Consider the following 13,067-nt stretch of genomic DNA (forward strand, 5'->3'; position numbering starts at 1 on the left):
GAGAGGGAGTTTTAAAAAGGGTTAATTCGCATGATGCATATCACCTTCACCCCAGCGCGGAATATTTTTCACGTCCAGATCAAATAGATCCAGAGCTCGAGCCACACTGTGAGTGATAATTTCATCGGTTGTTTGCGGGCGCTGGTAGAGCGCCGGGACAGGCGGGAAAATAATCCCGCCCATTTCCGTTACTGCCTGCATATTACGCAGGTGCCCAAGGTTGAGCGGAGTTTCCCTGGCCAGCAGGACAAGGCGACGGCGCTCTTTTAACACCACATCTGCTGCCCGAGTGAGTAGATTGTCGGTCAGGCAGTGAGCAATAGCCCCAAGGGAACGCATAGAACAGGGAGCAACCAGCATACCCAGGGTTTTGAATGAACCACTGGATATTGACGCCCCAAGGTTGCCGATGGGATGCACAACATCCGCCAGCGCCATCACCTTGTCCAGTTCGTAATCCGTTTCCAGTTCGCAGGTCCTTTCTGCACCTTTGGAGACAACCAGGTGCACTTCAAGACCTTTCCCTTGCAGTAACTCAAGGGCTTTTACGCCATACTGGAAACCGGATGCGCCACTGATCCCGATGATGATACGTTGTGTGGTCATTCAATAACTCCTTATTCGAAATCTGGCAGGAAGCGTTTCACATCCACTTCTTTAAATTTCGAGCGTTCAAAATGCGATTTCAGATGGAACGGCACTGTGCAGTCATAGATAGTCTTGCAGGACATCCCCGTTTGCAGAATGCTTGGGCTGTATTCTGGTGTTTGTGACGGATCCAGAGGATGGCAGCGTACACCAGGAATAAAGACGGTATCTACATCACCCTGATAACGAGTCTGCATAGCCCACAGCACGTCGTCACTGTCAAAGATATCAACATCTTCATCTACCAGAATAACGTGTTTCAGTTCCGGGAATGCAGAGAATGCGAGCAGCGCAGCCTGACGCTGGCGGCCTTCATCAACCGGCGCGAATTTTTTAAACTGCATAACTGCCAGTAATTTGCCACCACCTGCAGAGTGTGCAAATACATTCAACAGTTTACCAGGCATCGCGCGGTTTACCATATCCAGAATACTGGCTTCAGTTGGAATACCTGCCATGTTCACATGTTCTTCGCCTGGCCCTACAGTAGTGCGCCAGATAGGGTTGTGGCGATGGGTGACGGCTTTCACCTTGATAACCGGCAGTGCCTCTTTCGCTTCACCGGTATAACCCGGGAATTCAGGCATCGCTTTGCCAGAGTCGGTGTTCTGGTCTTCACGAACACGTACATTTGGCAGCAGTTCGCCTTCAATAACGATTTCTGCGTGGGCAATTGCACGTTCATTGATGGTTTTACATTTCACCATTTCAACAGCGTGGCCGCGCAATGCACCGGCAACACTCAGTTCGTCAAAGCCAAGTGGGGTTGTCGGTGGTTCGAAGCAGGCGGCAATTTCAATTGCCGGATCAACACCAATGCTGATGGAGATAGGCAGTGGTTTGCCCGCTTCTTCAGCTTTCATGCGGAATGCATCAATATGGCGGCCTGGAGTGAGCCACATTGAAAGCTCATCACGGCTTTGAACACACAGGCGATGAATCGTGATATCTGATTCATGGGTTTCTGGATCAGATGCATAGCACAGACCCATAGTGATGTAAGGGCCAGCGTCTTCTTCGGTGTTGGTCGGAGCAGGCAGCAGTTTACGCAAATCGAAATTTGCATCTGTCGCCAGGTGTACAACTTCCTGGCACACTGCTTTGTCAGCACTGACTTCAACTGGAGCGATAGGGTTCTGCACGGAATCTTTCAGCAGATGGCCCAGTCTTTCTGGTTCGCAGTTAAGGAACTGCCCAACGCGTTTACGGGAACCATTCAGGCCAATAATGACACTGATATCATCGAACCCTTTAATTTTGTTGAACATCATTACCGGGCCGTTTTTACGGGTAGGACGTTCGCACGTACCACCTGCACCAACGTAGCGGTAAACACCAGATAATTCGGCGCGAGGGTCGACTTCTACATTCGTTTCGACATATTCGCCGGGGGTAGATTTGAGTAATTCAATTGCGGAGCGAAGATCATGCGTCTGGCTCTGATCTTTATTTAGCTCATTTGCCATAATAGTGGTCCGTATTTTTCAGGTAAGTTGTCTTTGCACCTGAAAATATATGCCTGCTAATAGAACCAGACAAATACCGTTTAGATTATACAAACCATATCAAAAAGGTGTGAGTGGCAGTGATTACAGTCACATTATATATTTACTTCAGGTTAAATTGCTACATATAATGCAAAAAATGTTACCGCAATGTTTTTATTTTGTTGAATTATTAAGTTGTTTATGCACGAAAAACAGAAATATGCGATAATACGGCCTCATAGTCTGGCGGAGGGCGTTTTCTCTATGGATCTGAAAAGATTGAAGTATTTCTGTAAGGTCGTTGAGCATGGTTCTATCAGCCAGGCCGCCAGAGCGCTAAACATGGCACAACCCCCGCTTAGCCGGAGGATTCAGGAGCTTGAAGAAGAGCTCAATGCTTCTCTTTTTGTGCGTAATGGAAATAGAATCGAACCTACCGATGCGGGTAATTTTCTCTATCGCCGTGCCAGTGATATCTTTCGTCAAATAGAAAATACAACTCGTGAAACCATTCAAATAGCCAACAGAGAAAAGCGGCTATTGCGTATAGGTTTGACACATTTATACCAATCTTATTTCAAACCACTATTTCTTGAATTATACCGGAAACATCCAGAAATAGAATTACGCATCTCCGTTTCTGATTCCAGTAATTTAGAAGAGCAACTGAATGATGGTTTATTAGATTTAGCGTTAATTCAGAAACCTTATCAACCTGAATGCTTTGATTATATCGCTTTTGAGCCAGTAAAACTGGTAGCGGTAATTAATAAGGCGCTGGCAGGTTGTATGAGTAGCGATATAAATAGTGGGACAATACCTTACCTGGCGATTGGTGAGCTTCCCCTTGTTTTGCTGCAACGTTCCCGGGATTCGGGAATTTATGAGATGTTGTTTGATAATTTTAGTAAGGGCGGAGTAAATCCGAATGTGATTATGCACATTGCTCAGCCCGGTGTAATTATTGACTGGCTGGAGTCTGGCCTGAAAGCGGCAACATTGCTACCTGAGTCTGAAGTTGATGCCAGCCGGTTAGAAAATTGCTTCGTACTGGATGTTTTCCCTTCACCGCAAGTTTTTTTCCCGGCGATGGTGAAAACCATTGATATGCCCTGGCTGCAAGAGTTTTTGGGGTTACTTGAGCAAGGGTATCCATTCAAATAGTTTTGTGAGCAACAGAGAAGATTGTTGCTATTTTACTGGCATCTTCATCCGTTGCAGGGCTGTATACCAGCAGGCTTAAATCTGGCCGCGCATGAATGCCAAAAGATGAATAATTCAGCGCAAGCGCCCCGCAGTCAGAGCGATGCAGGTATTTAATCCCTTCACTTAAATCCTGTACGCTGTGTGTTTCCCAAAGCGTGGCAAAAAATGCACTTTTAGCGGAAAGTTCCTGAACCAGGTGTTGTACGCGTGGGCTTTCGCCAACGCGGGCAATATCAGCCCGAAACGCACCAACCACCATACGAGCCACAGCCTCCCAGTCTGCCTGATGCTGGCGTACTGGTTCATGTGAAAAGATAAGCCGCAAAATATTCCGTTGCTCAGGCTCAAGACGTGTGTAATCAGTCAACACCAGGCGGGCAGCGTCATTCCATGCCAGAACGTCCCAGGTAAGATTTTTTATCAGCGCGGGGCATGGGTTAAGCGTATTCAGTACATGCTGAAGATGGGCGGGTATTACCTGATTTTCCTGGTGTTTTGTTTGAGGTGGATGGCCAACACCCAATAAAAACAGATGCTCACGTTCGGTGTCTGTCAGCAACAGCGCCTGGCTCAGGCGTTCGAGCACGGGAACTGAAGGCGCGCCGCCCCGGCCCTGCTCAAGCCAGGTATACCAGGTTACGCTAATACTGGCGCGCTGAGCGACTTCTTCGCGGCGTAGCCCCAGAGTGCGGCGGCGTTGAGAGAGATACCCCAGTGCACGGGCATCCAGACTTTGGCGCCGTTCTTTTAAAAAAGCACCTAATTGTTGTGAAAGGGGAAATGCCATCTTCATTCACGACTCTGAGTGACACACACCAGAATGCTTATACCATGATAAGTGTGCATGGCTAACAGGATAACATGACACGTACCAAATTTTTGGCGGAAAGAACCTGGTTAACCCAGGTTCAGGGTTCTTAAAATAAACAATCCCAGAGATGTTGTGACAATTGAGCCAACCATGGTCAAACCAATAATATTGGCGGCAAGTACGGCATTGCCGCCCATTGCCCGAGTCATTACGTAACTGGCAGCAGCGGCAGGTGTAGCAGAAAACAGAAAGATGACGCCGAGCGTTGTTCCTTCAAAGCCGCATAGCCACCCACCGAAAGTTAACCCTGCCGGAACCACCGCGACACGAGCCAGACTGGCATATAACGCCGTATTGGATGATCTAAACATACTACGCAGGTCCAGTGACGCACCGGCACACATCATGGCCAGTGGCAGTGCTGTCGCGGAAATCAGTTCACCAGTCTGAAACACAGGATGCGGGATAGAAAAGCCAGTAGCATTCCAGGCCAGACCAAGCACCAGGCTGATAATCAGGGGGTTTTTTACAACACCGCTTAAAACTGAAGCCAGTGACGGTGCTTTTTTCCCGTTCCCCTGCAGAGTGCGGGTCAATGAAATGACGGATAAAAGGTTAAACAGAATAACTGTTGTCGCCATATAGAGTGAACCTGTGGCTATACCAGCTTTGCCATAGGCCATTGATGCATAAGCCAGGCCGACAATTGCAGTATTGGCACGGAACCCACCCTGAACAAAGATACCTCGCTCCTTGCGCTCTTTTACCAATAAGGGAGCGATAAGCTCCAGTATCAACCAGGATAATGTCGTGCCCACCAGACCGTACAGGGCCAGAGGCAGATTTTGTGCCAGCGAGATTTTTTGTGTGGCGATACTGAAAAACAATAAGCAGGGCAGCGCAACAACAAAGACAATTTTTGAGGCACCATCAATAAATGTATCGTTCATCAGCCCTGCCCGGCGCAATATGATCCCAGCAAGGAGTAGCAGCAGGTTTGGCAGCGTGACACTGATAACAAAGCGCCAGGTTTCCCAGTCCATATTTTTCCTTTTATATCAAAAGCTAATAAATTTTTGTTGTCATTTCAGGCGGCAAGCATGACAGCTACGTTTCTTAAAACGGGCCGTCAGGATGGTAAGGGACAGGGTAGACAGTGCGAATTTTTTTAGTTATCACGGCCTGCAGAGGGTGAATGATAGCAAAAGCACTGATGAAAAGGCGACGCTACTGCATGGGTTTGTGTGACAAAAATGTAACTATTATTATGTGGTGGGCCAGAGAGCATCGCCGGGAAAAATCTGCTAAAGAAGGCAGGGTTAATTGATATCCAGGTAATCCAGCCAAACCGACCATAACTCCCCAACCAGCCCGAAGTGACTATATTGTTAACCTTGAAGTGTCCTTTTATTGCCGGGCTTACCGGAAATCCGTGAGCTATTTTTAGGGAAATAGATAAAAGGGATATGTTTTAAGATTTTTCTATATGCCAAAGGCTGACCAGAAAATATGCCCGGCCATACGGTGAAAAATAATTGCGAGTGATATTCGTTATCACCTTTGATGACTCTTTTTTAAAACCTGATTTTCTGCCCGGGCTCTCAGAAATACACCTTATCTGCATGTTTCAACAGCTGAATTGATACTAAGCAAACTATTAATTCCCCGGACAGCGTAATACTCACATTGAAAAAGAAAATAAACTGATAATTCAAACCATTATATAAATGTTTATATAGCGGTTGAATTGCATCAATGACGAAAATAAGCAAGGTGAGTATTTATGAGCCATAAAACCCCCGATGCTTTGCTGGAAGCAGAAGTCAGCCGACGAGGCTTAATGAAAGGAACTGCAATTGGTGGCCTGGCACTGGCTGGTAGCGCATTTTCTTTGCCCTTTTCCCGTTTGGTTTGCGCCGCAGATGCGATTGCCCCGGCAGGCTCTCAGGAAAAGATAATCTGGAGTGCCTGCACCGTTAACTGTGGTAGCCGTTGCCCGTTGCGTATGCATGTTGTTAACGGTGAAATTCGCTATGTGGAAACCGATAACACCGGCAATGATGATTATGATGGTTTGCACCAGGTGCGGGCCTGCCTGCGTGGCCGCTCTATGCGCCGCCGGGTTTATAACCCTGACCGGCTGAAGTACCCAATGAAACGCGTGGGCAAACGGGGCGAAGGGAAATTTGAGCGTATTAGCTGGGATGAAGCTTATGACATTATCGCCAGCAACACCCAGCGCCTGATTAAAGACTACGGTAACGAATCTATCTACCTTAATTATGGTACCGGGACGTTGGGCGGCACGATGACCCGCTCCTGGCCACCAGGAAAAACACTGATTGCCCGGCTGATGAATTGCGTGGGTGGCTACTTAAACCATTACGGTGATTATTCAACAGCTCAAATTGCTGCCGGACTGAACTACACCTACGGTGGCTGGGCAGATGGTAACAGCCCGTCTGACATCGAAAACAGCAAACTGGTCGTGTTGTTTGGTAATAACCCGGGCGAAACGCGGATGAGCGGCGGCGGGGTTACCTACTACATTGAACAGGCACGCCAGAAATCTAATGCGCGCATGATAATCATCGACCCGCGTTACAACGATACCGGGGCAGGGCGCGAGGATGAGTGGATCCCGGTTCGGCCCGGAACTGATGGCGCACTGGCTGCGGCAATTGCCTGGGTTTTGATTACTGAGAACCTCGTCGACCAGGCATTCCTTGATAAATACTGTGTTGGCTATGACGAAAAAACATTGCCGCCTGGTGCGCCCGCAAACAGCCATTACAAAGCCTATATCCTTGGGCAAGGTAACGATGGCGTGGCGAAAACACCTGACTGGGCGGCACCCATTACCGGTATTCCGGCCTCACGTATCATTCAACTGGCACGAGAAATCGGTTCAGTAAAACCGGCATTTATTTCTCAGGGTTGGGGGCCACAGCGCCACGCCAATGGAGAACTGGCTTCCCGGGCTATCGCTATGTTGCCGATTTTGACCGGGAACGTGGGTATTTCTGGGGGCAACAGCGGTGCCCGTGAAGGGTCTTATGAAATACCATTCGAACGGATGCCAACGCTGGATAACCCGGTGCAAACCAGCATCTCAATGTTTATGTGGACCGATGCAATTGAGCGCGGTCCTGAAATGACAGCCACCCGCGATGGGGTGCGCGGGAAAGACAAGCTGGATGTTCCCATCAAGATGATTTGGAACTATGCCGGTAACTGCCTGGTGAACCAGCACTCGCAAATTAACCGCACTCACGAAATTCTTCAGGATGAGAATAAGTGTGAAATGATAGTGGTGATTGATTGCCACATGACTGCTTCGGCGAAATATGCCGATATTTTATTGCCGGATTGCACCGCGTCTGAACAAATGGACTTCGCGCTGGATGCCTCTTGCGGGAATATGTCCTATGTGATTTTTAATGATCAGGTCATTAAGCCGCGTTTTGAATGCAAAACTATTTATGAAATGACCAGCGCTCTGGCAAAACGCCTGGGTGTGGAAGAGAAATTTACCGAGGGGCGTACTCAGGAAGGGTGGATGCGCCATCTCCATGAGCTGTCTCGTAAAGCCATTCCCGATTTACCGTCTTTCGAAGCCTTCCGTGAACAGGGGATTTTTAAACAACGAGATCCTGAAGGGCACCACGTTGCGTACAAAGCTTTCCGCGAGGACCCTGCTGCCAACCCGCTCACTACACCTTCCGGGAAAATTGAAATTTACTCCGCACAACTGGCTGAGATCGCCGCGACCTGGCAACTGGATAAAGACGATGTGGTCGACCCGCTGCCGGTTTACAGTGCCGGGTTTGAAAACTATGACGACCCATTAGCAAAACAGTGGCCGCTGCAATTGACCGGTTTTCATTACAAGGCCCGCACACACTCAACTTACGGCAATGTGGACGTTTTAAAAGCCGCCTGCCGCCAGGAGATGTGGATTAACCCCATGGATGCTCAGGCTCGCGGCATCGCCAACGGTGATCGCGTGCGGATTTTTAATGGCCGGGGAGAGGTTCACATTGAGGCAAAAGTGACGCCACGTATTTTACCGGGTGTTGTCGCCCTGGGCGAGGGAGCCTGGTATTCCCCGGATGCTCAACGGGTCGACCAAGCTGGCAGCATCAACGTACTGACAACCCAACGCCCGTCACCACTGGCAAAAGGCAACCCGTCACACACCAACCTGGTCCAGGTTGAAAAGTTGTAAGGAGTAACCGATGACAACCCAGTATGGATTTTTTATTGATTCCAGTCGGTGCACCGGTTGCAAAACCTGTGAGCTGGCCTGTAAAGATTACAAAGACTTAACGCCGGATGTGAGTTTTCGCCGCATTTATGAATATGCGGGAGGTGACTGGCAGGAAGATAACGGTGTCTGGCACCAAAATGTGTTCGCTTACTATTTATCCATCGCCTGTAACCATTGCGAGGATCCGGCCTGTACGAAGGTGTGCCCCAGTGGCGCAATGCACAAGCGGGAAGATGGCTTTGTCGTGGTCAATGAAGATGTATGTATTGGCTGCCGTTACTGCCATATGGCATGTCCTTATGGTGCGCCGCAATATAACGCGGCCAAAGGGCACATGACCAAGTGTGATGGTTGCTACTCCCGTGTTGCACAAGGCAAAAAGCCGATTTGTGTTGAATCCTGCCCACTCAGAGCGCTGGACTTTGGGCCAATCGAAGAACTGCGCAAAAAACATGGTGAGCTGGCGGCAGTTGCACCTTTGCCGTCTGCACATTTCACAAAACCGAGTATTGTCATAAAACCCAACGCCAACAGCCGCCCAGAAGGGGATACCAGCGGTTATCTGGCAAACCCGAAGGAGGTGTGAAATGGGTAACGGATGGAGTGAATGGCCACTGATGCTGTTTACCGTGCTGGGGCAGTGTGTGGTGGGTGGATTTATTGTTATGGCACTGATGTTGTTGTGTGCCAAACCCAGTGCAGAGCAGCAAAAGAGGGTCACCCTCGTGATGCTGGGGTTGTGGGTATTGATGGGAATCGGGTTTATTGCCTCCATGATGCACCTGGGTTCACCCATGCGGGCGTTTAACTCGTTAAACCGGATTGGCGCTTCGGCCCTGAGTAACGAAATAGCCAGCGGCTCACTCTTTTTTGCCGTTGGTGGTATTGGCTGGTTACTGGCGGTCGTGAATAAGCTTTCCCAGCCGCTGCGCGCATTATGGCTTGTAGTCACCATGGTGCTGGGTGTGGTGTTTGTCTGGATGATGGCAAGGGTTTACAACACGATAGATACAGTGCCAACCTGGTATTCAATATGGACTGGGTTACGCTTTTTCCTGACTATGTTGATGGGTGGACCGTTACTTGGCTACCTGCTGCTGCGTGTGGTGGGTGTTGAAGGTTGGGGCATGCGCGTGTTACCTGCGGTTTCCCTGGTTGCTTTGCTGGGTAGTGCGGTGGTGGCGGTAATGCAGGGGAGTGAACTGGCAACAATTCACAGTTCCGTGCAACAGGCTCAGGCGTTAGTTCCGCAATATGGTGCACTGATGGCATGGAGCCTGCTGCTACTGGCCGCCGCACTGGTGTGTTGGGTGGTACCACAGCTAAAAGGGTATTACCCTGCCGTGCCTGTATTGTCACTGGCGTTTGTACTGGTGCTGGCAGGTGAACTGATTAGCCGTGGCGTGTTTTATGGCCTGCATATGACGGTTGGCATGGCAATCGCCGGGTAACCCTGCGTTTGCCATTAACTTAAATAAGAAGCCCATAGCGATATGGGCTGCTATTTTTAGCTGCGGTGTTACTCGATGTTTTGAATCTGCTCGCGCATCTGTTCGATTAACACTTTCAGCTCAATGGCTGAGTTGGTCACTTCGGCATTGATAGATTTTGATGCCAGCGTATTCGACTCACGGTTGAATTCCTGCATCATAAAGTCCAGCCGGCGGCCAACCGCTTCTTTCTTCTTCAGGATGTTGTAGGTTTCTTTAACGTGGGCATCCAGGCGATCCAGCTCTTCAGCTACATCAATCCGCTGTGCCATCAGAACCAGTTCCTGTTCAAGACGGTTGTTTTCTAACTGAACAGACGCTTCGTCCAGTTTGCTCACCAGGCGTTCACGCTGCCATTTCAGGATATCCGGCATTTGCGCACGCACTTTGCTGACTTCTGTGCTGACACCTTCCAGGCGTTGCTCAATTAATGCCTTAAGTGCCTGGCCTTCGGTTTCACGGGCAACGATAAAGTCATCCAGTGCGGATTCCAGCCCACCCATGATTTCACTGGTAATGGCATCAAGATCCTGCTCTTTGGCAGACATCACGCCTGGCCAGCGCAGAATATCCAGTGGGTTGATTTCACCTTCATCACTCTGCATTTTTACCCAGTTGCCGGCCTGTACCAGCTGTTTTGCCAGTTCCTCATTAAGAATCAGCTCACTTTGAGCGTGGCTGTCTGGCTCAAAACGCAGGGTGCATTCGATTTTGCCACGGGTCAGGCGTGCACGAATACGTTCGCGTACTACGGGTTCAAGACTGCGAAATTGTTCAGGGAGGCGCAGGTAGGTTTCGAGGTAGCGCTGGTTGACTGAGCGCAGTTCCCAGGAGGCTGAGCCCCAGTTGCCTTTAATTTCACGCCGGGCGTAGGCGGTCATGCTACGGATCATATCAGTAACCAATTTTATAAATGGATGAGGGGATTATAGCCAGCATGCTCCCATCAGGATAGGAATAAGGTCGCGAAGTCCGTATAATGCGCAGCCACATTCGTTTCTGACCGGAGAAGACTCATGCGTCCAGCAGGCCGTAGTAACACACAAGTACGCCCCGTCACTCTTACTCGCCATTACACCAAACACGCCGAAGGCTCTGTTCTGGTGGCGTTTGGCGATACCAAAGTACTGTGTACCGCCACGGTAGAAGAAGGCGTCCCCCGCTTTCTGAAAGGCCAGGGCCAGGGTTGGGTAACCGCAGAATACGGTATGTTGCCGCGCGCCACTCACACCCGTAACGCGCGTGAAGCCGCCAAGGGCAAGCAAGGTGGCCGCACAATGGAAATCCAGCGCCTTATCGCCCGTGCATTGCGTGCCGCAATAGACCTGAAAGCGCTGGGCGAATACACCATTACGCTGGACTGTGATGTCCTGCAGGCTGATGGCGGAACACGTACTGCCTCTATCTCTGGCGCCTGTGTGGCACTGGCTGATGCCCTGAACACGATGGTGGCGAACGGCAAACTGAAAGCCAACCCAATGAAAGGGATGGTTGCCGCGGTATCGGTAGGTATCGTGAACGGTGAAGCGGTTTGTGACCTGGAGTATGTGGAAGATTCCGCTGCTGAAACTGATATGAACGTGGTCATGATGGAAGACGGGCGCATGATCGAAGTGCAGGGCACTGCTGAAGGCGAGCCGTTCAGCCATGAAGAACTTCTCACGTTGCTGGCTTTGGCTCGTGGGGGTATCGAATCTATCATCGCGTCGCAGAAGGCGGCGTTAGAAAATTAATTTTCAGGCGGCCTGTGAGTCGCCTTTTTTTTGCCCGCGGGTTGGCGCATTGTGGCAGTGATGTCCAGACCACCCGCGCATGAACAGAATTGCCACAGTAAGGAGCGAATCCATGAAACCGTATCAGCGCCAGTTTATTGAATTTGCGCTTAACAAGCAGGTATTGAAGTTTGGTGAGTTTACCCTGAAATCCGGGCGTATCAGCCCCTATTTCTTCAATGCGGGGCTATTTAATACCGGGCGTGATCTGGCACTTTTGGGGCGCTTCTATGCCGAAGCGCTGGTGGACTCCAGGATTGATTTTGACCTGCTGTTTGGCCCGGCTTATAAAGGGATTCCCATTGCGACAACAACCGCTGTTGCACTGGCGGAGCACCATGAGCGGGATGTGCCTTACTGCTTTAACCGTAAAGAAGCAAAAGACCATGGTGAAGGGGGTAACCTGGTTGGCAGCCCGCTGCAAGGCCGGGTAATGCTGGTGGATGATGTGATTACGGCAGGTACAGCTATTCGTGAATCGATGGAGATTATCCAGGCGAATGGTGCATCTCTTGCCGGGGTACTGATATCACTGGACCGCCAGGAACGTGGGCGCAGCGATATTTCCGCAATTCAGGAAGTGGAGCGCGATTACCACTGCAAAGTCATTTCCATTATTACCCTGAAAGACGTCATCAGTTGGCTGGAAGAAAAACCAGAAATGGCTCAGCACCTGGCGTCGGTTCGTGAGTATCGCGAACAATACGGTGTGTAAACCTCACCAGTAAAAAAGGGCCTTCAGGCCCTTTTTTTAGTTCAGCTGAGCGGCCAGTAGCGGCCAGCGGGCTTCAAAATCATCAGTTGGGTGGTAACGAAATTCGCTGCGTACAAAGCGTGACAGCATACCTTCGCAAAACGCCAGTAACTGGCTGGCTAACAGCGTTTCGTCCACTGTGTAGCTTTCGCCTTCACGCATTTTCCGTTCACGCATTACCTGGCGCAGTTGGGCTTCAATACGCTCAAATAATTGATTAATACGCCCCTGTAACCGGTCCTGTTCAAACATTAATGCATGGCCGGTAAGAATGCGGGTTAACCCTGGGTTGCGTTCGCCAAACCCCAAAATAAGCAGCACAATCAGCCTTAAACGCGCAGTGGTATCCTTTTCATCTTTCAATATCAGGTTGATACGTGTGATAAGGCTGTCTTCGATAAATTCGATAAGGCTATCGAACATGCGCGTTTTGCTGGGAAAATGGCGGTAAAGTGCGGCTTCAGAGACACCCACCGTGGCAGCCAGTTTTGCTGTGGTAATACGTTGGCTGCCATCACTTGATTCAAGCATTTGGGCCAGCGCCTGCAGTATTTCGTCGCGACGATTCCTTTTCGCCGTTTGTTTTTCTGCCATGTTCTAAAATACCCCTGAAATAAGCAATGACCAGG

Annotated in this window: 12 protein-coding genes; 6 read left to right on the forward strand and 6 right to left on the reverse strand. The window is 49.8% G+C overall.

What is annotated here, in order from left to right; all coding sequences use genetic code 11:
* Nucleotides 1-21: 21 nt before the first annotated feature.
* Entirely contained in the window at nt 22-606 is a 585-nt protein-coding gene (locus DT73_RS22690) for a UbiX family flavin prenyltransferase (RefSeq protein ID WP_036115663.1), read from the reverse strand.
* Between the two features lie 11 nt (nt 607-617).
* On the reverse strand, nt 618-2,114 hold the full coding sequence (locus DT73_RS22695; protein ID WP_036115665.1) for a UbiD family decarboxylase: 1,497 nt from the start codon (nt 2,112-2,114) through the stop codon (nt 618-620).
* Between the two features lie 285 nt (nt 2,115-2,399).
* On the opposite strand from DT73_RS22695, the gene DT73_RS22700 reads away from it, so the two are divergent.
* On the forward strand, nt 2,400-3,299 hold the full coding sequence (locus DT73_RS22700; RefSeq protein ID WP_036115667.1) for a LysR family transcriptional regulator: 900 nt from the start codon (nt 2,400-2,402) through the stop codon (nt 3,297-3,299).
* On the opposite strand, the gene DT73_RS22705 is transcribed toward DT73_RS22700, so the two are convergent.
* Both DT73_RS22705 and DT73_RS22710 read right to left on the reverse strand, forming a co-directional pair.
* Nucleotides 3,292-4,128: a helix-turn-helix transcriptional regulator gene (locus tag DT73_RS22705; protein WP_036115670.1), complete on the reverse strand. Its 837-nt coding sequence runs from the start codon at nt 4,126-4,128 to the stop codon at nt 3,292-3,294. The genes DT73_RS22700 and DT73_RS22705 overlap by 8 nt on opposite strands.
* 110 nt (nt 4,129-4,238) lie before the next feature.
* Complete coding sequence (locus DT73_RS22710; protein WP_036115673.1) at nt 4,239-5,195, reverse strand: AEC family transporter; 957 nt, start codon at nt 5,193-5,195, stop codon at nt 4,239-4,241.
* Nucleotides 5,196-5,935: 740 nt separating this feature from the next.
* Between DT73_RS22710 and dmsA the strand changes: the two genes are divergently transcribed.
* Genes dmsA through DT73_RS22725 form a run of 3 tightly spaced genes read left to right on the forward strand, consistent with a single transcriptional unit; the run spans nt 5,936 to nt 9,873 of the window.
* The gene (gene dmsA / locus DT73_RS22715) at nt 5,936-8,380 is read left to right on the forward strand and encodes a dimethylsulfoxide reductase subunit A (protein ID WP_036115676.1); all 2,445 of its coding nucleotides are present in this window, start codon (nt 5,936-5,938) and stop codon (nt 8,378-8,380) included.
* 10 nt (nt 8,381-8,390) lie between these two features.
* Nucleotides 8,391-9,008: a DMSO/selenate family reductase complex B subunit gene (locus tag DT73_RS22720; protein WP_036115679.1), complete on the forward strand. Its 618-nt coding sequence runs from the start codon at nt 8,391-8,393 to the stop codon at nt 9,006-9,008.
* A gap of 1 nt (nt 9,009) precedes the next feature.
* Nucleotides 9,010-9,873 carry a dimethyl sulfoxide reductase anchor subunit family protein gene (locus DT73_RS22725; protein WP_036115682.1) on the forward strand — a complete coding sequence of 288 codons (864 nt, stop codon included), beginning with the start codon at nt 9,010-9,012 and terminating at the stop codon, nt 9,871-9,873.
* Between the two features lie 68 nt (nt 9,874-9,941).
* Here the strand turns inward: DT73_RS22725 and DT73_RS22730 are convergent, their stop codons facing one another.
* Nucleotides 9,942-10,805, reverse strand: a complete 864-nt coding sequence (locus tag DT73_RS22730) for a YicC/YloC family endoribonuclease (protein ID WP_036115685.1) — start codon at nt 10,803-10,805, stop codon at nt 9,942-9,944.
* Nucleotides 10,806-10,928: 123 nt separating this feature from the next.
* On the opposite strand from DT73_RS22730, the gene rph reads away from it, so the two are divergent.
* A complete protein-coding gene (rph, locus tag DT73_RS22735; protein ID WP_036115688.1) occupies nt 10,929-11,645 on the forward strand; it encodes a ribonuclease PH in 717 nt (238 codons plus the stop codon).
* A gap of 112 nt (nt 11,646-11,757) precedes the next feature.
* On the forward strand, nt 11,758-12,399 hold the full coding sequence (gene pyrE, locus DT73_RS22740; protein WP_036115691.1) for an orotate phosphoribosyltransferase: 642 nt from the start codon (nt 11,758-11,760) through the stop codon (nt 12,397-12,399).
* 36 nt (nt 12,400-12,435) lie between these two features.
* Here the strand turns inward: pyrE and slmA are convergent, their stop codons facing one another.
* Nucleotides 12,436-13,032, reverse strand: a complete 597-nt coding sequence (slmA, locus tag DT73_RS22745) for a nucleoid occlusion factor SlmA (RefSeq protein WP_036115693.1) — start codon at nt 13,030-13,032, stop codon at nt 12,436-12,438.
* Between the last annotated feature and the right edge of the window lie 35 nt (nt 13,033-13,067).

The sequence above is a fragment of the Mangrovibacter sp. MFB070 genome (assembly GCF_000705335.1).
Classification (GTDB): domain Bacteria; phylum Pseudomonadota; class Gammaproteobacteria; order Enterobacterales; family Enterobacteriaceae; genus Mangrovibacter; species Mangrovibacter plantisponsor.

What these genes read in the sequence shown, in the direction of transcription:
- DT73_RS22690 (WP_036115663.1), bottom strand. Translation starts at nt 606, where the DNA reads ATGACCACACAACGTATCATCATCGGGATCAGTGGCGCATCCGGTTTC.
- DT73_RS22695 (WP_036115665.1), bottom strand. Translation starts at nt 2,114, where the DNA reads ATGGCAAATGAGCTAAATAAAGATCAGAGCCAGACGCATGATCTTCGC.
- DT73_RS22700 (WP_036115667.1), top strand. Translation starts at nt 2,400, where the DNA reads ATGGATCTGAAAAGATTGAAGTATTTCTGTAAGGTCGTTGAGCATGGT.
- DT73_RS22705 (WP_036115670.1), bottom strand. Translation starts at nt 4,128, where the DNA reads ATGGCATTTCCCCTTTCACAACAATTAGGTGCTTTTTTAAAAGAACGG.
- DT73_RS22710 (WP_036115673.1), bottom strand. Translation starts at nt 5,195, where the DNA reads ATGGACTGGGAAACCTGGCGCTTTGTTATCAGTGTCACGCTGCCAAAC.
- dmsA (WP_036115676.1), top strand. Translation starts at nt 5,936, where the DNA reads ATGAGCCATAAAACCCCCGATGCTTTGCTGGAAGCAGAAGTCAGCCGA.
- DT73_RS22720 (WP_036115679.1), top strand. Translation starts at nt 8,391, where the DNA reads ATGACAACCCAGTATGGATTTTTTATTGATTCCAGTCGGTGCACCGGT.
- DT73_RS22725 (WP_036115682.1), top strand. Translation starts at nt 9,010, where the DNA reads ATGGGTAACGGATGGAGTGAATGGCCACTGATGCTGTTTACCGTGCTG.
- DT73_RS22730 (WP_036115685.1), bottom strand. Translation starts at nt 10,805, where the DNA reads ATGATCCGTAGCATGACCGCCTACGCCCGGCGTGAAATTAAAGGCAAC.
- rph (WP_036115688.1), top strand. Translation starts at nt 10,929, where the DNA reads ATGCGTCCAGCAGGCCGTAGTAACACACAAGTACGCCCCGTCACTCTT.
- pyrE (WP_036115691.1), top strand. Translation starts at nt 11,758, where the DNA reads ATGAAACCGTATCAGCGCCAGTTTATTGAATTTGCGCTTAACAAGCAG.
- slmA (WP_036115693.1), bottom strand. Translation starts at nt 13,032, where the DNA reads ATGGCAGAAAAACAAACGGCGAAAAGGAATCGTCGCGACGAAATACTG.